Origin of the sequence: Embleya sp. NBC_00888 (assembly GCF_045207655.1) — a bacterium.
In the GTDB taxonomy this organism is placed as follows: domain Bacteria; phylum Actinomycetota; class Actinomycetes; order Streptomycetales; family Streptomycetaceae; genus Embleya.
The window spans coordinates 252,391-272,004 of sequence record NZ_CP108785.1; the positions used below are offsets into that span (position 1 = coordinate 252,391).

Sequence of the window (19,614 nt, forward strand, 5' to 3'; positions counted from 1 at the left end):
CAAGCCGGGGGCGACGACGCGTCCCCGGTCATCGAGTGGCGCGAGAGGATCGTTACGGCGCGCACCAGCTCCGCAGCGCCGGGTTGAGCCGGAGCAACGTCGATCAGCTCCATGTGGTCATGGAGATCCGGCCGGCGTACCGCTGCGTCCAGGTGGTGTCGGTGTCGACGGTGATGACCACGTCGTAGTAGCCGTGGTCGGCCCGCCATGTGATGTCCCTGGTCTTGCCGCCGTCCACCGTGACGCGCCGGGGGGTGCCGCCGTGGTCGTTGGCGGTGAGCATGTAGCGCACCGGCTTGCTACCGTCGTTGTGCAGCGAGAACTTCACATTGGCTTCATGCTTGCCGTTCTCGCCCGGCAGCAGGTCGACCTCCACGCGCGGGAGGCCACCGTCGGTCTTTCCAGCCGGCGCGACCCGGCCCGCGAAGGAGCGCACAAAGCCGTCGTTGCAATAGATCGAGAAGGCGTACCTGCCGTCGGTGGCCGTGGCGTCCCAGGTGTACTCGCGAGGCTTGCTCGCGGTGACGGTGAACGGCGTGTTGGAGAACGCCTGGTACTTGTCGGGGAAGACCTGGAAGCTCACGGCCTTGCCCTTCGGGCCGCCGGTCAGGGTCATCGTGGCGGCCACCGTCCCCGACGCGCGGTTCTCCGCGATGGTTGCGTGCGAATGGAAGGCCAGCGGGCGCGGCTTCATGTGGTCGGCGGTGATCGACACCGGCCGCTGGGCGAGTGGGTCCGGGAAGGTGGCCGGACCCGCTTGCGGATGGGCGAAGTCGAGCGCGCTGGTCAGGTCGCCCGTGATCGAACGCCGCCAGTCGCTGATGTTGGGGCAGGTGAACGGCTTGCCGAGGTAGGCCGCCCAGGTCTCGAGGAACTTGATCGTCGAGGTGTGGTCGAAGACCTCCGAGGCGACGTACCCGCCGCGGGTCCACGGCGAGACCAGCAGCATCGGCACCCGCGCACCGAAGCCGAGCGGGTAGTCGCCCGCGTACTCGCCCGCCGTGCCCGGCTCGGGCCACGGCGGCAGCACGTGGTCGAACTTCCCGTCGTTCTCGTCGTAGTTGAGGATGAAGAGGGTGTGGTTCCAGATTTCGGGGTTGCTCTGCAGGATGTCGAGCACCTTCTTGACGTAGCGCTCGCCGTGCAGGGTGTCTGCGTCCGGGTGTTCGGACCAGCCGTACGGCGCCACCATCCAGGAGACCGCCGGCAGCGGGTGTTCCGCGCCGGGCCGGCAGGCGTCCTGGAGGTCTTTGAGGACCGCGTCGAGGTTCTCGTTGGAGTCGTCGTTCGGCGAGGTCATGCCGGAGTAGTACGCGGCGTTGCCGCGCCAGATCAGCCCGGTGCCGGGCCGCAGCTTCGGGTCGTCGGCGCTCAGACCCTCCGGCTCGAACCCCTTGAAGTACTTCAGCTCGTTGTCGCCGTAGTCGCCGACCCATGTGCTGATGTAACCCTGTCGCCCGTTGCCGCTGTTGTCGGAGTAGAGCCGCCAGTCGATGCCGGCCTGCTGGAGCTGCTCGGCCACCGTGATCCAGGGACGGGAGTAGTTGGACTCATCGCCGTTGGTCGTCTCGCCGTTGGCGGTACCGCTCCACAGGTACTTTCGGTTGGGGTCGGTCGGCCCGAACTCGGAACAGAAGTACTGGTCGGCGATGGTGTACTGCGCGGCGACCGAGTGGTAGAAACCCATGTAGGCGGCGCTGTGGTAGTTCATGCAGCCGGCGCCTGCGCGCTGCACCCACATGTTCCACTTGCGATGGTTGACGTCGCCCCAGGCCCCGTGGTCGTTGCCCCAGGCGCCGTCGTCGACCTGCGGCGTGACGATCTTGCCGGTGCCGTCCTTCTGCTGGAAGACGGTGGTGCCGTCCTGAAACCGCAGCGCCTGCTTGTCGTTCAAGCCGCGTACGCCGGGGAGTTGGCCGAAGTAGTGGTCGAAGGAGCGGTTCTCCTGCATCAGGATCACGACATGCTTCAGGTCGGACATGTCGCCCTTGAAGCCGTCCGGCAAGCAGTTCGCCTTCGGAGCGGCGTACCCGCGGCCTGCCCCGGTTATCCCGCCGAGCGCCACCGCCCCGGCGGCGACCGCTGTTCCCTGGAGGAATCGACGGCGGCTGGTGGCAGTCGTCGTCCCGGTTCTGCCGACGAGCTCGGACTCGAGTGTCGGGGTGATCGGATCGGTGGTCATGGAAGCTCCTCACGTGGGCATGAATGCTTGAGCATGTCCGCTGAGTTGTACATACAACTCAGCCGACGCCAACGCCGTGTGAACGCCAGCCGAGCGATGGCTGTCAGGACATCAAGGTTTGCGTGCAGCGGAGCCGGGTCCTGTCTGACGGCTCTCGAACAAGGTTGCTCCGATTGGCCGTTGGTTCGTCGAGAGTGGGGTTGGGTGGTCTGGGGTTTTGCTGTTGTGGTGGGTGGAATCCGGGGGGCGCATGCCTGGCGGGGTCGGTTCTCGGGGTGCAGGGGTGCGGTGCCTGGTGGGGCCCGGTGGTGTGTGGTCCGCCCGTTCCCACAGCCCACCGCGACGGCGCGGTGTCTCGGCGAGCTTCTACTCGTTGTTGTCGGTCGTTTCCCCTCTACGCCCAGGCGTCCGGCGGAGGCAGCGACACAGCAGGACTGACCACAGGGCGCTGATGTTGTCTACGGTCACCATCCTTGGGAAAGGTCGATGACGGGGCGGCGCGTGTGCCCTGTCCCCCCGCACCGGGGCCGCTGGAGCCTTGTGCCGCGCGGTTCGACGACCTCTTCTCGACGTTGGCACAGCGACGTGGGTTCCGCGAGTACTCGGCCGGGCTGTTGCCGCCGAGGGACCGCAACAGGACGCCGACCTGCCCGGCCGGTACGGAACCCGTGGTCGGTGCACGGCATCCGGCGGTACAGCGGCTCCGGTTCCTCCTGTCCGAGTCCACGTGGAAGCACGAGCGGATCAACGCCCGCCGGGTGGGCGCCACCATCCGCGGTAGCGCATCGGACGCCGACCACCACAGACCGACCCGGACCGCGCCGAACGCTCCCATACGCGGGCCCATGCCAGGATCCAACCCATGACTTGGTATCGGAGGGCTCGGCGCGGCCCGGCAACCATGGTCCGATACGGACACCGCAGAGGAGCGACCGGTTTCCGGCAGCCCGGTTTCTCGCTGTGAGGGGATGTCCTCGTGGACGTTCGGCGGTGAGCGCTGGACCGCTACCGCGCCGAAGTCCGGCGACTCGCGGTTGCCGGACCGGGCGCGATCACGTGCCACACAGCCTCGATGCCGACTCGCTGTTGGCGCATACGCGGACAGGGCTCCGGCTACGAAGAACTTGCCAGGACCGCCTGAGTGGCTGCGCGTGTGGTCGCGGAGAGGCATTTCCTCTCACCGCGGCAGCCGTCAGTGGTGGGTGATGAACTCGTCGACGAGCCGGTTGAACTCGTCCGCGTGTTCCAGTTGGGCCCAGTGACCGCAACAGTTGAGGAGCACCATGCGCAAGTCGGGGATGATCGCGAGCGTGCGCAGGCTCAGTTCGTAGTGCACCGCGCGGTCGTCGCGTCCGTGGATGAGAAGTGCCGGTACCGGTGACCGGTGCAGCACCGTCCCGGCGTGGACGAGTTCCTCCGCGCCGATGCCCGCCCGCATGAGTTCGAGCCAGTTGGCCAGGTGTTCGGGGTGTTTGCGGGCCTCAGCGGTGCGTTCGGCGACCAGTTCCGGCGTGGCGAAGGCCGGGTCGTGGCACATGATGCGGATAAGGCGTTCAAAGTGAGGTGCTCAATTTCTCGACACCGCGGGCGAACCCCGGCGTCGAACAACCATCATCGGGGCCGCATCCCGCGACCCCGGCCACGGAGGTACCACACACGAGGCAGACGACAAGGGACCGGCAGGTGGTCGATGCCGACGTTCCCGCAGAGCGCAGGGCGATGGAGGATCTCGACGCGCCCTCCCCCCGGTCCCCCGGCACCCAGCGTGCCGAGCGGCCGCGTTCCCGGGCGCGGGCGGCCTGCGCGTAGTGCCGGGCGTACCGCGGCCCCGACATCACACCCGGGCATTGCGATGCGACCGGAGTACACCCCAACGCCGCTCTGCCGAGCGGGAGTTGACACAAAGCGACGCAATGCCGGGCGCCACACGGCTGACGTTCGGGCGGCGCTGCTCGTGCGTCATCGACGCGTTCGGTTCGTGGTCTTGGGCGCTCGTCCGCACGGGGGCCACGACCTCCGCGAACCCGTGTGCGCGGGCATTGGCCCGCATGGCGCCGAGCATTCGCCCGGAGAGCCCGAGCCCGCCCAGATCGGGCCGTACCGCGATCTCGATCGCATCGACCGGGTCGGGCACGGCACCGTGTCGGCGGTCGGCGAACGCCCACACCACCACCTCGTCCCAGCCCCGATCGGGCAGCGTGCCGCGCTTGGGGTGGTCCATCCGGAACGGGACGCAGAGCCCGCGCGCGGCGAGCGCGCCGTCGGCACCGGTGGCCACCAACACGTATTCCGGGAACTCCTCGGCGATCGACCCGGTGTAGGCGTTGGCCACCAGGTCGTGGCGCATGAACTCAGGCCGGCCGTCCGGCATCTCCCACAGGACATCGGACAGTTCGGGTCGTTCGGCGAGGGTGGTGATGGTGATTCGACCCCGCATCGACGCGAAGTCGTGACCTGCGACAACGCAACCGTCGCTCGCCACCCATCGGTCGTGGTCACAACGAGCAGCGTTGGTTGGCCATGGGCAACGGTTGCCGGCCACCTGGATCTTTCAGCCGCCAGGTCCGACTCGCAGCCTGGTGTTGTCTCGCACGAAGGCACAGGCCATCGGGGCGGGCTTGCTGGCAGCGTGCCCGAACCAACGGGCGGCGCCCCACGCGCCTGCGTCCTACCTTTTCGGCAGTCGGCCCACGCGGACCGTCCGCTTCCGTGGGCCAGCCCTGGAGGGAGCCGAACATCCGCGGTGGTCTGGGGGCCGGACACGGGCCTCTGACAACCACGCCCGACCCGGGATGGCCCCACTCATGCCTGAGCTTCCCCCGTTGTGCAGGAGGTGTTGATTAGCTGGTCAGGGCGGGTTGGGGGGTTTGATGATTGCCTGATTGGCCGTCGCTTGTTCGGCGTAGTGCTTCTCCTCGTATTCGTCCGGACTGAGCCATCCCAGACCCTTTTGCATGCGTTTGGGGTTGTACCAGCCGTCGATGTAGGCGAAGAGCGCGAGGTTGGCCTCGGCACAGGTCTCGGCGACCCTGCCACGGATGCATTCGGTCTTGATGACGCTCCGCAGATTCTCGGCGAGGGCGTTGTCGTAGGAGTCGCCCACCGAACCCATCGAGGCGGCAACTCCGGCGCACAGAGGGCGCGTTGTCAGTTTGATCGACGTGTACTGCCTGCTGACAGCCGTGGTCGGCGTGATGGACCAACGTGCCGGGGGTGACGTCGCGCCCGTGCAGGGCGTATTCGAGCACGGTCAGGACCAGGTCCGCGTCCGCGCGGGCGGACGTCTCCCAGGCCACCACCCGACGCGAGAAGGCGTCGCGGATCGCGGCGAGCCACAGCGGCCCCTCGCCGGTCGGGATCATCGTCAGGTCGGTGTCCCACAGCCGGTTCGGCACCCGGGCGGTGAAGTCGCGCCGCACGAGGTCGGGGGCGAGGCCCGCCGCCGGGTCGCGGCGGGTGAAGCCCTCGGGCCGCCGATTCGGGCTGATTCCTTGCAGGCCGGCCTCGCGCATCAGACGTTCCACCCGTTTGCGGCCCACGCGCACGCCTTCGCGGGCGAGGGTGGCGTGCACGCGCGGGGAGCCGTAGGTGTGGTCGGATCCGGCGTGGATCGCGGTGATTCGCGCGGTGAGTTCCAGGTCGAACCTGCGTCGTTCGCAGAGGACTTCGACCGAACGGCGCCGGCGGTGGTAGGTGGAGGTGGGGATGTGGAGTTCCCTGAGGACGGGCTCGGCCCCGAGGTCCGCCGACATCGCACGATGCATCGCGAGCACCCCGCCCCGGTCCTCGGGCCCCGGAGGCCACAGCAGGACCGTCTCGCCGTCGACGGCCAGTACCCAGACCTCACGCGGTGTGCCGATCTCGTTCATGGACCCGATCCCTTCGACCGTGGCACCCGCGCGCCTCTCACGGTCAGTCTCGAGTCGATCGCCTGGGCCGGGCCAGGGCCGGGCGGTCCCGCGGCGGGGGTCCATCGACTCTGTGTCCGGGCCGCGACGACGAGCAGTGTTCGGGGCACAGACCGTCAAGCGCCGGTACCAGAGAGGGAGTTCACCGTGAACATGGATGAGGGGACGCCGCCGATCGTGGTGGGAGTGGAGCCCACCGACGCCGGCCGGCTCGCCGTGGTGTGGGCGTCCGACGAGGCCGCCCGTCGCCGGCTGCCGCTGCGCCTGGTGCACGCCCTGGACTGGCCCACCGGCGCCGACCGCGGGTCCGACACGAACACGCACCGGCGGACCTGGGGTGAACGCTTTCGGGGCGTCGGAACGCGTGCGTTGGACGAGGCCCTCGGGTTCGTGGCCGCGCGCCATCCCTCGCTGGTCACGGACCGGGTCCTCCTGGACGGCGCGCCCATATCGGTGCTGCCCGGACAGGCGCGGAATGCGGCGATGATCGTGGTCGGCTCGCGCCGGCTGTCGGCGACGACCGAACTGCTGATCACCGGCAGCATCGCGACGTCGATCACCGCGCACGCCAGGTGCCCGGTCGTGGTCGTCCGCGAGCCCGAGCACACCACTGCCGACCCGCGCACGATCGTGGTCGGTGTGGACGGGTCGCGGCGCTCGGCACCGGCGGTGGCGTACGCGTTCGACGAGGCCTCGCGCCGCAGCGCCTCGGTCGTGGCCGTACACGTTCGGCAACCGTCCACCGGTTTGATGGCCGGACTGCACACCGGTGAGGAACTACGCGAGGGCCGGATCCGACTGGCCGAGACACTCGCCGGGTGGAGCGAGAAGTACCCGGATGTGCCGGTGCGTCGCGAAGTTGTCGTCGGGCACCCGGTCCGGGTCCTGACCGGTGCCGCCGAGCACGCGCTGGGCCTGGTCGTCGGTACCAGGGGACACGGCGGCTTCGCGGGCATGCTGTTGGGCTCGGTCAGCCAGGGCCTGATCCACCACGCCCGCTGCCCCCTGATGATCGTCCCGGTCCCGGTCGACGAGAACGCGCCCACCCGCGGCCGAGCACCCGACGAGGCCCGCCACTTCCCCGGTTGAGTCGCGACCGTGCCGAGCGGCGCGCCCGGAGCGGGACCTCCGCGGCCCTGGGCGGCACACGAACCGCGCCGAGAACCGATCACCGGTCCGTCCCCGGACCGCAGGCCCCACCTTCGAAGGGACTCGCCGTGCATCAGACATCGACGACCACCGATTCCGTGGCTCGCCCCCGACCCGCCCGTGGGCACGTCGTCGTCGGCTTCGACGGCTCACCCGGCGCCCAACACGCCGTCGACCTCGCCGCCGACGAAGCCACCCGCCGCCACACCACCCTCGAAGTGCTGCACGCCCTCGAATGGCTGGAATTCGGCAACGCACACGACCGCTTCGGGCAGCAGCTGCGCGAGAACGCCCGCGCGATCGCCGACCAAGGCGCCGAACGCGCACGCCGACGCCGACCGGGACTGTCGGTGCTGACCACCGTCGAACTCGCCGACGCCGTGGACGCGTTGGAGGCCGCGAGCGACCGTGCGGTGCTCCTCGTCGTCGGCAGTCGCGGCCTCGGCGGCTTCTCGGGCCTGTTGATGGGCTCGGTCAGCCTCCCCGTCTCGGCCGCGACCCGCTGCCCGATCCTGCTCGTCCACCCCGATCACGACACCAGCGCCGATCCCGCCGCCAAGCCGATCGTGGTCGGCGTCTCGAACCAGGACTGCACCCCCGCCCTGGACGTCGCCTTCGCCCAAGCCCGAGCCCGAGCCCTCCCGTTGCGCGCCGTCCACACATGGCTCTATCCGGCGATGATGGCCGGCGGCCCCGGCTACGCCCCGGGCATGTGGGTCACCGACGAATGGCGCGACGCCGAACGTGGCGTCCTGGAACGGGCCTTGGCGCCCCTGCGGAAGCGGTACCCCGACGTGGACGTCACCGACGACGTCCCCATCGACACACCCGCCCGCGCCCTGATCGCCGCGAGCACCGACGCCGCCCTGGTCGTGCTGGCCGCCCACCGCAACACCGGCCGTTTCGGCCCCAATCTCGGCCGCGTCACCCACGCCGTGCTGCACCACGCCAAGGCCCCGGTCCTGCTCGTCCCCGTCGACCACTGAGACAGCCAGCCGAATTCGTTGTCTTCTCACCCCGACCGGCAGCCACCACACCACCGCCGCGCCCGCCGGACGGAAGGAGAACATCGGATGAACCCCTCACCCCCTGTCCGCGACCCGACCCTCGTGTCGCGCGGCAATCCGACGCACGCGCCGCACCGTTCCCCACCACATTCCGGAAATCTTCCGGAGAGCCGACCGGACGGTGAAGGGCGATCGGCGACGGAGACCGCCGTGACGCGGGGACGCAGCCGGCCCGACGGCGTCCCCGCCGGGAGGGAGTTCGTGATGCGGGGCTCGAACAGGCACGAAGAGTCCACGGCGTATCAGCGGTGGGAACGCGCGACGACCCCATGGCTGACGCTCCTGGCGGTCGTCTCGTTGACCACGTTCGTTCTGGGCGAGGCGTTGCAGGCGCGTGACCGTCCGGTGCTGTGGATCGAGTACGGAGTATGGGCGGTCTTCATGACCGACTACCTCGTGAGGGTCAGACTCAGTCGGGACCGTTGGCGGTTCGTGCGCTCCCACCCGCTGGACCTTGCCGCGGTCGCGCTGCCCGCGACGCGGGTCCTGCGCCTGATCGCTGTGATCGGCCGGATCGGGGCGGTCGCGCGGGTGGGCGCACCGGCCGCCTGTTGGTGAGCACCGTTGCGCTGGTCCTGACGATCCTCGTCGCCGGCGCCGCGGCGGTCCTGGCGCCGGAATGCCGCGCGCCGGACGCGAACATCACCGACTCTCCGGATGCGCTGTGGTGGGCGATCAGCACGGTCACCACCGTCGGGTACGGCGCTCTGCACCCGGTCACCGCCGAGGGGCGTCTGGTGGGGGCGGTGTTGATGGTGGTGGGCATCGGCATGATGGGTGTGGTCACCGCGACCATCGCCACCCGGCTGATCCTTCCCGAGCAGCAGGCCGAGGAACGCCTGGAATATGCTCGCCTCGAGCGGCGCCTGCACGGCCATGGAAGAGCAACTACGACGGCTGAACGACCACCCGACCACGGCGGCGCGAGCCGACTCCCCACACGATGCCCTCGGCCGACAGCCGGACCGCCCCTGAGCCAGAGACGAATGACGGCGCCGTCGTAGACGCGTTGCCGCAGCCGGATCGTCGACCGGGGGCGCCGACCGCGCCCGTGCCCGCCACGGTGACGTCCCCGTGGTCGACACGGCCGAACTCGCCAATGCGATGGACGCGTTGGAGGCCGCGAGCGATCGCGCCGCAATGCCGGTGGTCGGCGGTCGGCGGTCGGCGGTCGAGGGATGGATGGCTTCGCCGGACCGTTGATGGGCTCGGTCAGCCTTCCCGTCGCTACCGCGACCCGCTGCCCGCTGCCCGCTTCTGGTCGTCCATCCCGACCACGACACCGCCGCCGACCGCGCCCCCACGTCGGTCGTGGTCTGCGTCTCCGGCGACGACTGCGCCCCCGCGATCGAGGCCGCGTTCGCCCGGGCCCACGCCCGACAACCGCCGCTGCGCGCCGTCCACGCATGCCTGTACCCCGCCACGACGGCCGCCGGCACCGGCTACGCCCCGGCCGCGTGGCTCATCGACGACTGGCGGGCCGCCGCACGATCCACCCTGTCCGCCGTCCTCGAACCCCTGCGTGAGAAGTACCCGGACGTCGCCGTCACCGAGGACGTCGTGCTCGACTCCCCCTCGCACGCCCTGGTCGCCGCGAGCGCGGGCGCCGAGTCGGTCGTCCCAGCCGCGCACCGCAACACCGGGCGATTCGGCCCCAACCTGGGCCGCGTCACCCACACGGTGCTCCACACCACGCCAAGGCCCCGATCCTCCTCGTTCCGATCCACACGTGACCCCGGGTACGCCGGAGACCTCCCTCCGAACGAGGTCCGGTGTGGTGACGACCCGGTCTGCCGCCCTACGTTGCTTTCCGTGGGTGGCGGACCGTTCGCGCGTCTCGCCGTCGATATGAACGTTCGGGACATCGAGCGGTCCGATCGTCCGGCTCCGAGCCTTCTCCTTGCCGCGTCCGGAGCTCCGTATCGCGAACGCCAACGCGGACGAAGCGACTTGTTCTGGGCAGTCGACGCCGAGGGTGATCTCGATGGGCAACGGAGCCGTGTGCGGAATGACGTGGCCGACGGTCCGTGCCGAGGCTGGAGTGCCCCGGCGTCCTTGTACCGCTTCGGCGACATGACGGGCCTGGCGGGTGTCGAGTTGTGGGGAGGTGATCGTCCTGTGGCTGCCGGGTGGTTCGATCACCAGCGTGCGGGGGGCGTTCGTAGTCCCGATGACGCCGATCAGCAGGACATCGGCGGTATCGGTCCGGCGGACCTCGGCGCTCAACCGCATCAGGTCCTCGCCCGTCCGGACCGCTCTTGCAGGTTCGGTCGGGGTGTATCTCCGCTCCGCGCGGATGACAGCTGTCCCGGCGTCGTAGGGAGTGGCGCGCCGGTCCCGGCATGGCGTAGCTCGGAACGGCGTTTCTCGTCCGAACCTGTGAGGTGCGGTGCTGTGCGCGGTGGCCGGTGGGCCGAACGGGCCCTGCTGACAGGGCCGGTTGGCCGTTCGGGTGGGGCCTGCCGGCTCTGATCGCCGGTCCCGTTCCGCCGAGATGATCACTGGCGAAGGGATGGCGAGGTGGCCGTCCCGCATCGCGGGACTGGTCTGCGGTGCAGCCGCCACGAGGAGGACCGGAAATGAGCCAGGAAACAATGCCGGCGAGCACATCACCCGCGGATGTCCCGGCGCCTGGCGTGGGCAAGAGCAGCCCTCCCGGATCGCTTGGCCTGGCGCAGGCCACCGCGCTGGTGATCGGCGGGGTGATCGGAACCGGGATCTTCCTGCTGCCGGCCACGTTGGCCAAGTACGGCACCGTCTCGATTCTCGCGTTCGGCCTGGTGTCGATCGGCGCGATCCTCATCGCGATGATCTTCGGCAGGCTCGGTGCCCGCATCCCGGCCTCCGGTGGCCCCTACGCTTACGCCCGCGACGCCTTCGGCGAGTTCGCGGGCTTTCTCACCGCATGGTCGTTCTGGCTGACCGCGTGGGTCGGCAACGCCGGTATCGCGGTGGCGTGGGTCGGCTACGTCAACTACTTCCTGCACTGGGACTCGACGCTCGGGAAGATGTTCATCGCCCTGGTCGGCCTGACCGTTCCGGCACTGGTCAACCTCTCCGGCGTCAAGAACATGGGCGCCCTCCAACTGGTGACCACGGTCCTGAAGTTCGTTCCGCTGCTGTTCGTCTCGATCGTGGGGCTGTTCTTCGTCAAGGGCGCGAACTTCGGTCCGTTCAACGCGAGCGGCGACGACTTCCTCGGTGCGCTGCAGACCTCGGCGGCGCTGGTGGTCTTCGCCTACTCCGGCATCGAGGCGGCTTCTGTCGCTGCGGAGAAGGTGCGCAATCCCGAGCGCAACGTGGCCCGCGCGTCGGTGTTCGGCACGCTCGCATGCGCCGCGGTGTACATGCTGTCCACGATCGCCATCATGGGCACAGTCCCGCACGGCGAACTGGCGAACTCCACCGCGCCGTTCTCGGACGCCCTCAACAACATGTTCGGCGGCAGCGTCTGGGGCGACGTGATGGCCACCATGGCGATCATCTCCGGCATCGGCGCACTCAACGGCTGGACCATGCTGGTGGCCGAAATGCCGTTCGCGGCGGCTCGCGACGGCATGTTCCCCAAGGCCTTCACCCGGATGCGCAACGGGGTACCGTACGTCGGCATCCTCATCGGCACCATGCTCACCGTCATCGTGATGGCGATGAACTACCTGTGGTCCGAGGACGCCTTCGAGGACATCCTGCTGCTGGCCACCGTCACGACCGTCATCCCCTACCTGTTCTCCGCCGCGGCCCAGCTCTTCTGGCTGGTCACCCGCGAGCGGCCGATCAACCGCGGGGCGTTCGCGCGGGACCTGACCGTGGCGGTCGTCGGCCTGGCGTTCACGATCTGGATGGTCTACGGCTCCGGCGCCGACGCCGTCCTGAAGAGCCTGATCATGCTGTTGGTCGGCATCCCGGTCTACATCTGGGTCAAGGCCTCGCGCGGCGAGTACGGCCCCAACGAGATCTCCGCTCCGGCGGAGAACAACCCCGCGGCCACCTCCGCGGGTCTCAACCCTGGAGCCGACCCCACCGGCGGACAGGGCTGAACACGCCGCACGCGTGCGTCCCCCATGCCCGGCACCCCGGCGTGGGGGAGCTCGCTCCTTCCTTCGCCACACGGCGTTCCCGACATGCAGCGGGCAATCCCCGCATTGCCAAGGAGGTTCCATGGGTTTCAACGTCCAGTCGGAGACCGGGCGGCTCAGGCAGGTCATCCTGCACCGACCGGACCTGGAGCTCAAGCGGCTGACCCCGACCAACAAGGACGAGTTGCTCTTCGACGACGTGCTGTGGGTCAAGCGGGCCCGTGAGGAGCACGACGCGTTCGCCGACGCGCTGCGGGACCGGGGCATCACCGTCCACCTCTTCGCCGAACTCCTCGGGGACACGGTGGGCGGCGAGCCGGCCGCCAAGAAGCTGATCCTCGACCGGGTTTTCGACGAGCGGGCGTACGGCCTGCTCGCGGTCGACGAACTGCGCGGTCTGTTCGAGGGTTTCGAGGCGGACACGCTGGTACGGCATCTGATCGGCGGGATCACCAAGCGCGAGGTCCTGGAGCACATCAAGCAGCCCAACAGTCTCGCGCTCCACACCATGGATCTCGACGACTTCGTCGTCACGCCGGTGACGAACCACCTGTTCACGCGTGACACCTCGGCATGGGTGTACGACGGCGTCGCCATCAACGCGATGCAGATGCCGGCCCGCCGCCGCGAGACGGTGCACTTCGAGGCGATCTACAACTACCACCCGATGTTCGCCAAGGGCGACCACAACGTGTGGAACCCGGGGCAGTCCGCCTACCCCGCCACGATGGAGGGCGGCGACGTCCTGGTCATCGGCAACGGTGCGGTCCTGGTCGGCATGAGCGAGCGCACCACGCCGATGGGTGTCGAGGCGCTGGCCCGCTCGCTGTTCGCCAAGGGGTCTGCGAAGAAGATCGTGGCGCTGCGTATGCCGAAGGCGCGCGCGTTCATGCACCTCGACACCGTCATGACGATGCTGAACGGCGACACGTTCACCAAGTACGCCGGGATGGGCATGCTCCCCTCGTACACCATCGAGCCGGGGGACGGCGACGACGAGCTCAAGGTCGGCGACCACCCCGCCGAGGACATGCACGACGCCATCGCCCGCGCGCTCGGCCTGGACGGCATCAACGTGCTGACCGCCACCCAGGACGTGCGCTCGGCGGAGCGCGAGCAGTGGGACGACGGCTGCAACGTGCTCGCGGTCGAACCCGGTGTGGTCTTCGCCTACGAGCGCAACGTCACCACCAACACGTTCCTGCGCAAGAACGGCATCGAGGTCGTCACCATCCGCGGCAGCGAACTGGGCCGGGGACGCGGCGGACCGCGCTGCATGAGCTGCCCCGTCGAGCGCGACCCGGCCGGGTGAAAGCCCAGTCTGTCGTTCGCCGGCGCAGCATCCGCCCCTATGTGGTCCACCTCCATCGCCCCTGTGACTCGCCGCCTGTCCGGCGGAAGGCACACGGCTCTCACGGATTGTCCCAGACATGGCTTTCAACCTGCGTCACCGAAACTTCCTCAAGGAACTGGACCTCACTCCACAGGAGTTCAGGTTCCTGATCGACTTGTCCGCCGACCTCAAGGCCGCCAAGTACGCCGGCACCGAGCAGCAGCGCCTCAAGGGCAAGAACATCGCGCTGATCTTCGAGAAGACCTCGACCCGCACACGATGCGCGTTCGAGGTCGCCGCACACGACCAGGGTGCCAACGTCACCTACCTCGACCCGACCGGCTCGCAGATCGGCCACAAGGAATCGATGAAGGACACCGCGCGCGTGCTGGGCCGGATGTTCGACGGCATCGAGTACAGAGGCTCCAAACAGGAGTTCGTCGAGGAACTCGGCAAGTACGCGGGCGTCCCCGTCTGGAACGGCCTTACCGACGAGTGGCACCCGACCCAGATGCTCGCCGACATGCTCACCATGAAGGAGCACTCGGACAAGCCGCTCCACCAGATCTCGTTCGCCTACCTCGGCGACGCCCGCAACAACATGGGCAACTCGCTCATGACCACCGCCGCGATGCTCGGCATGGACGTGCGCATGGTCGCCCCCAAGTCCCTCTGGAACGACGACGCCATCATCGCCAAGGCCAAGGAGAGCGCCGCCAAGACCGGGGCGACGATCACCCACACCGAGGACGTCAAGCAGGGCGTCAGGGGCGTCGACTACCTCTACACCGACGTGTGGGTCTCAATGGGCGAGCCCAAGGAGGTCTGGGACAAGCGCATCGCGCTGCTCAAGCCCTACCAGATCACCATGGACGTGGTGAAGGCGACCGAGAACCCCAAGGTCAAGTTCATGCACTGCCTCCCGGCGTTCCACGACCGCAACACCAAGGTCGGCCAGGACATCTTCGAGAAGACCGGCATGGAAGCCCTCGAGGTCACCGACGAGGTCTTCGAGTCGGACTTCTCGATCGTCTTCGACGAGGCCGAGAACCGCCTGCACACCATCAAGGCGATCATGGTCGCGACGCTCGGCGACTGACGCCCCGGGAACCGCGTACGGCCCGGGTACCCGAGCCGGCCCCGGACCGTACGCGCTCCCCTCCCCCGATCCCTTCGTCACAACCTCGCCGGCTCCGCCGGTACTCCCAACTCCCGCCCACATCCCGGCTCCCGGCTCCCGGCTCCCGGCTCCCGGCTCCCGGCTCCCGGCTCCCGGAAGGGAAACGATCATCATGCGCGTCGTCGTCGCTCTCGGCGGAAACGCGATGCTCCAGCGCGGGGACAAACCCGACGCGGACATCCAACTCGCCAACATCCGCAAGGCGGTCAAGTCCCTCGCGCCGCTCGCCGAGGAGCACGAGCTCGTCGTGACCCACGGCAACGGCCCGCAGGTCGGTGTCCTGGCCTTGCAGTCCGCCGCCGACAAGTCGCTGACCATCCCGTACCCGTTCGACGTCCTCGGCGCCGAGACGCAGGGCATGATCGGCTACTGGCTTCTCCAATCCCTGCACAACGCCCTGCCCGGCCGCCAGGTGTGCGCACTCATCAACCAGACCCTCGTCTCCGCCGCCGACCCGGCCTTCGAGAACCCGACCAAGTTCGTCGGTCCCGTGTACGACGAGGCCGAGGCCAGTTCGCTGGCCGCCGAGCGCGGCTGGACCGTCAGGCAGGACGGGAAGTACTGGCGCCGCGTCGTCCCCTCGCCCCGGCCGTGCCGCGTCGTCGAGACCCGGCTGATCCGCCAACTCCTCAACTCGGGGGCCATCGCGGTCTGCGCGGGCGGTGGCGGCGTCCCCGTCATCCGCAACGAACTCGGCCAACTGGTCGGGGTCGAAGCGGTCGTCGACAAGGATCTGACCGCGTCGCTGCTCGCCGAGGCGCTGGACGCCGACGCGCTGCTCCTGCTCACCGACGTCCCGCGCGTCGTGCGCAACTTCGGCACACCCCAGGCCGAGGAGATCCCCAACGCCACCCCGGCGGTGCTGCGCGTCGAGGACTTCCCGGCCGGCTCGATGGGACCCAAGGTCGACGCCGTCTGCCACTTCGTCGAGACGACGGGCGACATGGCGGCCATCGGATCGCTGGAGCAGGCCACCGACATCCTCGCCGGCAAGGCGGGAACCATCGTCACCCCGAGCGGCCGGTACCCCGAACGCAGCGTCCTGTGACGCGGTGGCAACCGCGGCCCGAAACGCGCTGGATACAGGTCCGGCCGGCAGGCAAGCCGGCTCTCCGATCGGGGTGACGGGTGCGGAAGTCGTGAGACGCCCCGCTCGCGGATCGCATGCCCCGGCTGCGCTGCCGGCCGCAGGCTCAGGGCGTGGAGACGAAGACGACGGGAACGGGGCGTGGCAAGGCAACACAACCCGACACCGCCGGGGACCGGAAAGCTGATTCCGGTGGAGCCCAGAGGGGTCGCCGTTCGCGCGACCAGTTGCTCGCCCGGCGGGCCGTGCAGTGGGGCGATGATGACCTTCCGCGGGACGCGGCGTCGGCGAATCAGCTGCTCCGGGGCGCGCTCGAGTCGGGCACCGAGCGATCAGCTCGAGCCCGTCGCCGACGGGGCTGCTCCCGGTCGCTGCGCCGCCTTCCGCGGTCGGGTCCTCCCGGACCGCTGCGCGTCCACGCCGTCCGCACCTGGTCCCTCCCCGTCCGGCCCGACTACGGCCTTGCCGCCTGACCCACCACCGGACGCGATCGGCTTCGACCCTCCTCCGCCGGACACGGCCGCAGCAGGGCCGCTAGGCCTGCCGGAGCGGGCCCGGGGGTCCGGCCCCGACTCCTTGCCGGGGCGCGGTTGCACCCCGGCAGGCCTTGGCCTTCAGGGCAGCTGCCGGGTTCACCCCGGCCGGGCCGTGCGGTGACCTTGTGAGAAGGCCGTCCGGCCCTGTCGGCCGGGGCCTGCCCGGTTGCAGAGTCGGGACAGGGCCGACGATGGGTCGGCTACGCGAGAACGAAGAGGGTACGTCGTGGCGGGATTCCGTGCGGTCGCACCGGTCGTGGTGGGTGTCGACGGCAGCAAGGCAACGCGGCTCGCGGTGGAATGGGCCGCCGACGAAGCTGCCCTTCGTGAACGGCCTGTGCTCCTCGTGCACGCCCTGGAGTGGCCGAAGGGGGCGGCGGCCTGACCCGATACCGTCTCGAAGCAGCGGTGTTCGTCTTCCAGCGCGGCGATGTGGCCGGGGAACTCGTCCGACATGGCCGGGAAGAGACCGTGCTCCTCCACCTGCGTGGGTGGGCGGAGGATTGCCGTGATCGGGCGTGCCACCCGGCCCATTTCCGCGATGTCGCAGCAGCGGTGGGCGGTCCGCACGTTACTCATCGGATCGACCACGCTGTCGTGCCCGGCGGTCAGTTCGGCAATGGCCTCGATCGACTGGCAACCGCAGTGCTCACACATGGGGGCTCCTCTTTCGCTGCACGGGTGCGGGCACGGTGCCGGCCGCTGCGGGCCGGGCTGCTGCCCGGCGCACACCGGTGACGGTGTACGCCAGCGCCGCCAGTGCCACGACCGCAAGCAGAATCAGTCCCAGGGCGTACGAGGCGGTGGCACCATAGATGGTGCCCATGACCAGTGGCGGGATGAATCCACCCAGGCCGCCGGCCGCACCGACCATCCCGGTGACCGTTCCGACCATGTTCGCCGGGGACAGCAGGGCGACCAAAGCGAATGTGGCACCGCTGCCGGCGCCCAAGGCGGCGGCCATGGCCAGGAATGCGATTGTGCCCACGGGAGCCAACGTCGGCGTGGCGGCCTGTACGGCTGCGCCGACGACCACGACCGCCATGGCCGCTCCGAGCACCCGGGTCGGCCCTACGCGGTCGGACAGCCAGCCGCCTACCGGTCGCATCGCAACCGCCACCAGTACGAACCCCGCCATGCGGTTCGCCGCGTCGGCCTGATCCAGGCCGTAGCCGGTCTTCAGGTAGGTCGGCAGGTACACCGAGAACGCCACATATCCACCGAAGGCAACGGCGTACAGGGCGGATGCCTGCCGGGTGATGCCCAGACGGGCGGTGGCGGCCAGCCGCCGGCCGAATGGCTCGGTCGGCGCCGTACGCCCGGGAGCGTCTCGCAGCAGCACGGCGGCCAGCACCGCGTAGGCGGCCAGCGCGGAGGCGGTGATCAGGAAGGGGTTGGCCATGCCGTGGGCATCGACCAGCTTCACCGTGGTGAGTGCGCTGATCGCGGTGCCGCCCATTCCCGCTCCGAAGATCCCGATGGCCAGGCCACGCCGCTCGGGTGGGAACCATGCACTCACAAAAGGCACGCCGACGGCGAACGACGTGCCGCCGATGCCGAGGAAGAACCCGCCTGTCAGCAGTGCGGCGAGCGAGGAGTGGCCGGCAAATCCCAGGAACAGCACCGGCATGACCGTCGCCGCGGAGACCAGCGGGAACATCACCCGCCCACCGAACCGGTCGGTCAGGGCCCCCACCGGAATCCGGCCCAGCGAACCCACTATCACCGGCACGGCGACCAACAGCGACTGCTCGAACGAGCTGAGGAACAAGGTGTCCTTGAAGCGTGGCCCCAATGGACTCAGCAGGGCCCATGCCCAGAAGTTGATCGCGAATCCCAGTGTCGCCAGCAGCAGCATCACCACAGGCCGGGCACCGGGCCGAACCGGGCCACCCGTATCCGCCCGCTCATCGACCGCCGCTTCCTCCACCTGGCGCATCAGGTTCCCTCTCGGTCTCGCCGGCAGCCGGACGGGCCGAAGCATGGTCCGGGACACGGCGCCTGCTTCTTCCGGCAATGGCTCCACACCCAGATTCGGCGACCGGCCGAGCCGGCACCAGGGCCGTTCGGCCCGGACCAACCGGCCGACCGGCCAACCGGGACCACGTCACAGAGCGCTCGTGCCGCGCTGCGCGACTCACCCACCGAACTGGGCGAGGAACTGCGCGCGTTCGGGCCCGTTCCCTGCCGCGGCACCACCGGCCCATGCTCCGTGATGGTGAGGAAATCGCGTGTGTTCCACCGCAGATAGGTATGTTCCCGTACGTGCGAGGTCGGCGAAATGGCCGGCCGTCGCGAATGCGGTGCCACCCGACCCGGCACCCCGCGCGTCTGGGAGCGAGTCCGACTCCCCCGCCGGGCGGCCGAACTGCGAAGTGCCCGATCGTGTAGTGCCATAAGTCCCAAGCGCACGTGGACGAATGCCGCCGCCGCCAAGGTCGGGCGGGTCATTGACGATCATCGAATGAGTGACAGACTCGGCGCCATGCAGAAATTCTCTCTGGATGCCCGGGTCCGCGAGCACATGCAACGCGCCGCAGAGACAGCATCGGGGCGTAGCGCGCAAACCGTGTACGGGGGCCACGAGCACGTGCTGCGTCAGACGCTCGTGGCGCTGGAGGCGGGAGAGTCGCTCACGGAACACGAGAACCCTGGCGAGGCCACGCTGCTCGTGTTGCGTGGCCGGGTCCGTTTGCAGTGCGCGGAGGCGTCGTGGGACGGGGTCACCGGCGACATGATCATTGTGCCTCCGGCCCGGCACAGCCTCGAGGCACTCGAGAGATCCGCCATTCTGCTCACTGTTGCCACACACCCGGTGAACTCGGCATCGGTGCAGCCGGCTTGAGGACGCCGGCGACTTGCCTGGCGCGTTGCTCCGCCTCGGATGCGGGGAAGTGCGCTTCTCGCATGTCGATCGTGGCCGTGGTGTGGTCCGAGCGCCCGCGTCGTGGCGCATCCATGGCAACCGGCTCGTGATGTGCCCCATCGGAGGAACGGACGCACATCGTAGGGCAGCGCGGTGGCCGGTGGCAGTCCAGGCCCGGCGGAATACGAGGGGCCCTGGTTGACGGTGTGCGACGCCCACGGCGGGACCGA

16 protein-coding genes and 1 pseudogene are annotated in these 19,614 nt (G+C 69.3%); 11 read left to right on the forward strand and 6 right to left on the reverse strand.

The window, feature by feature from the left end; genetic code table 11:
* Positions 1–103: 103 nt before the first annotated feature.
* The 5 genes and pseudogenes from OG948_RS35210 to OG948_RS35230 form a co-directional block, all read right to left on the reverse strand.
* Complete coding sequence (locus tag OG948_RS35210; RefSeq protein WP_331769070.1) at positions 104–2,182, reverse strand: alkaline phosphatase family protein; 2,079 nt, start codon at positions 2,180–2,182, stop codon at positions 104–106.
* A gap of 1,192 nt (positions 2,183–3,374) precedes the next feature.
* A complete protein-coding gene (locus OG948_RS35215; RefSeq protein WP_331769071.1) occupies positions 3,375–3,719 on the reverse strand; it encodes an alpha/beta hydrolase in 345 nt (114 codons plus the stop codon).
* A 297-nt stretch (positions 3,720–4,016) separates the two neighbouring features.
* On the reverse strand, positions 4,017–4,619 hold the full coding sequence (locus OG948_RS35220; RefSeq protein ID WP_331769072.1) for an N-acetyltransferase: 603 nt from the start codon (positions 4,617–4,619) through the stop codon (positions 4,017–4,019).
* Between the two features lie 411 nt (positions 4,620–5,030).
* On the reverse strand, positions 5,031–5,294 hold the full coding sequence (locus OG948_RS35225) for an IS3 family transposase (protein WP_406300439.1): 264 nt from the start codon (positions 5,292–5,294) through the stop codon (positions 5,031–5,033).
* Positions 5,295–5,367: 73 nt separating this feature from the next.
* Positions 5,368–6,156: pseudogene (locus tag OG948_RS35230) on the reverse strand (IS3 family transposase); the annotation flags it as partial.
* A gap of 87 nt (positions 6,157–6,243) precedes the next feature.
* Between OG948_RS35230 and OG948_RS35235 the strand changes: the two are divergent.
* From OG948_RS35235 to OG948_RS35280, 10 genes are all read left to right on the forward strand, one after another.
* Positions 6,244–7,179, forward strand: a complete 936-nt coding sequence (locus OG948_RS35235; protein ID WP_331773393.1) for a universal stress protein — start codon at positions 6,244–6,246, stop codon at positions 7,177–7,179.
* Between the two features lie 128 nt (positions 7,180–7,307).
* A complete protein-coding gene (locus OG948_RS35240; protein WP_331769074.1) occupies positions 7,308–8,225 on the forward strand; it encodes a universal stress protein in 918 nt (305 codons plus the stop codon).
* Positions 8,226–8,510: 285 nt separating this feature from the next.
* Positions 8,511–8,864: a hypothetical protein gene (locus OG948_RS35245; protein ID WP_331769075.1), complete on the forward strand. Its 354-nt coding sequence runs from the start codon at positions 8,511–8,513 to the stop codon at positions 8,862–8,864.
* Entirely contained in the window at positions 8,861–9,310 is a 450-nt protein-coding gene (locus OG948_RS35250) for a potassium channel family protein (RefSeq protein ID WP_331769076.1), read from the forward strand. Before OG948_RS35245 ends, OG948_RS35250 begins: the two co-directional genes overlap by 4 nt.
* 307 nt (positions 9,311–9,617) lie before the next feature.
* Positions 9,618–10,778 (forward strand): universal stress protein, encoded by a 1,161-nt coding sequence (locus OG948_RS35255; RefSeq protein WP_331769077.1) that lies wholly within the window; start codon positions 9,618–9,620, stop codon positions 10,776–10,778.
* A 107-nt stretch (positions 10,779–10,885) separates the two neighbouring features.
* The gene (locus OG948_RS35260; protein ID WP_331769078.1) at positions 10,886–12,343 is read left to right on the forward strand and encodes an amino acid permease; all 1,458 of its coding nucleotides are present in this window, start codon (positions 10,886–10,888) and stop codon (positions 12,341–12,343) included.
* Positions 12,344–12,464: 121 nt separating this feature from the next.
* Positions 12,465–13,694: an arginine deiminase gene (locus OG948_RS35265; protein WP_331769079.1), complete on the forward strand. Its 1,230-nt coding sequence runs from the start codon at positions 12,465–12,467 to the stop codon at positions 13,692–13,694.
* Between the two features lie 118 nt (positions 13,695–13,812).
* Positions 13,813–14,814: an ornithine carbamoyltransferase gene (argF, locus tag OG948_RS35270; protein WP_331769080.1), complete on the forward strand. Its 1,002-nt coding sequence runs from the start codon at positions 13,813–13,815 to the stop codon at positions 14,812–14,814.
* A 193-nt stretch (positions 14,815–15,007) separates the two neighbouring features.
* Positions 15,008–15,943, forward strand: a complete 936-nt coding sequence (arcC, locus tag OG948_RS35275) for a carbamate kinase (RefSeq protein ID WP_331769081.1) — start codon at positions 15,008–15,010, stop codon at positions 15,941–15,943.
* 834 nt (positions 15,944–16,777) lie between these two features.
* Entirely contained in the window at positions 16,778–16,903 is a 126-nt protein-coding gene (locus OG948_RS35280; protein ID WP_406300866.1) for a universal stress protein, read from the forward strand.
* A gap of 264 nt (positions 16,904–17,167) precedes the next feature.
* Here the strand turns inward: OG948_RS35280 and OG948_RS35285 are convergent, their stop codons facing one another.
* Positions 17,168–18,457 carry a nitrate/nitrite transporter gene (locus tag OG948_RS35285; RefSeq protein ID WP_406300440.1) on the reverse strand — a complete coding sequence of 430 codons (1,290 nt, stop codon included), beginning with the start codon at positions 18,455–18,457 and terminating at the stop codon, positions 17,168–17,170.
* A 546-nt stretch (positions 18,458–19,003) separates the two neighbouring features.
* Between OG948_RS35285 and OG948_RS35290 the strand changes: the two genes are divergently transcribed.
* Positions 19,004–19,363, forward strand: a complete 360-nt coding sequence (locus OG948_RS35290; protein WP_331773395.1) for a cupin domain-containing protein — start codon at positions 19,004–19,006, stop codon at positions 19,361–19,363.
* Positions 19,364–19,614: the final 251 nt, after the last annotated feature.

What these genes read in the sequence shown, in the direction of transcription:
- OG948_RS35265 (WP_331769079.1), top strand. Translation starts at nt 12,465, where the DNA reads ATGGGTTTCAACGTCCAGTCGGAGACCGGGCGGCTCAGGCAGGTCATC.
- arcC (WP_331769081.1), top strand. Translation starts at nt 15,008, where the DNA reads ATGCGCGTCGTCGTCGCTCTCGGCGGAAACGCGATGCTCCAGCGCGGG.
- OG948_RS35260 (WP_331769078.1), top strand. Translation starts at nt 10,886, where the DNA reads ATGAGCCAGGAAACAATGCCGGCGAGCACATCACCCGCGGATGTCCCG.
- OG948_RS35290 (WP_331773395.1), top strand. Translation starts at nt 19,004, where the DNA reads ATGCAGAAATTCTCTCTGGATGCCCGGGTCCGCGAGCACATGCAACGC.
- OG948_RS35215 (WP_331769071.1), bottom strand. Translation starts at nt 3,719, where the DNA reads ATGTGCCACGACCCGGCCTTCGCCACGCCGGAACTGGTCGCCGAACGC.
- OG948_RS35245 (WP_331769075.1), top strand. Translation starts at nt 8,511, where the DNA reads ATGCGGGGCTCGAACAGGCACGAAGAGTCCACGGCGTATCAGCGGTGG.
- argF (WP_331769080.1), top strand. Translation starts at nt 13,813, where the DNA reads ATGGCTTTCAACCTGCGTCACCGAAACTTCCTCAAGGAACTGGACCTC.
- OG948_RS35285 (WP_406300440.1), bottom strand. Translation starts at nt 18,457, where the DNA reads ATGCGCCAGGTGGAGGAAGCGGCGGTCGATGAGCGGGCGGATACGGGT.
- OG948_RS35225 (WP_406300439.1), bottom strand. Translation starts at nt 5,294, where the DNA reads ATGGGTTCGGTGGGCGACTCCTACGACAACGCCCTCGCCGAGAATCTG.
- OG948_RS35210 (WP_331769070.1), bottom strand. Translation starts at nt 2,182, where the DNA reads ATGACCACCGATCCGATCACCCCGACACTCGAGTCCGAGCTCGTCGGC.
- OG948_RS35235 (WP_331773393.1), top strand. Translation starts at nt 6,244, where the DNA reads ATGGATGAGGGGACGCCGCCGATCGTGGTGGGAGTGGAGCCCACCGAC.
- OG948_RS35220 (WP_331769072.1), bottom strand. Translation starts at nt 4,619, where the DNA reads ATGCGGGGTCGAATCACCATCACCACCCTCGCCGAACGACCCGAACTG.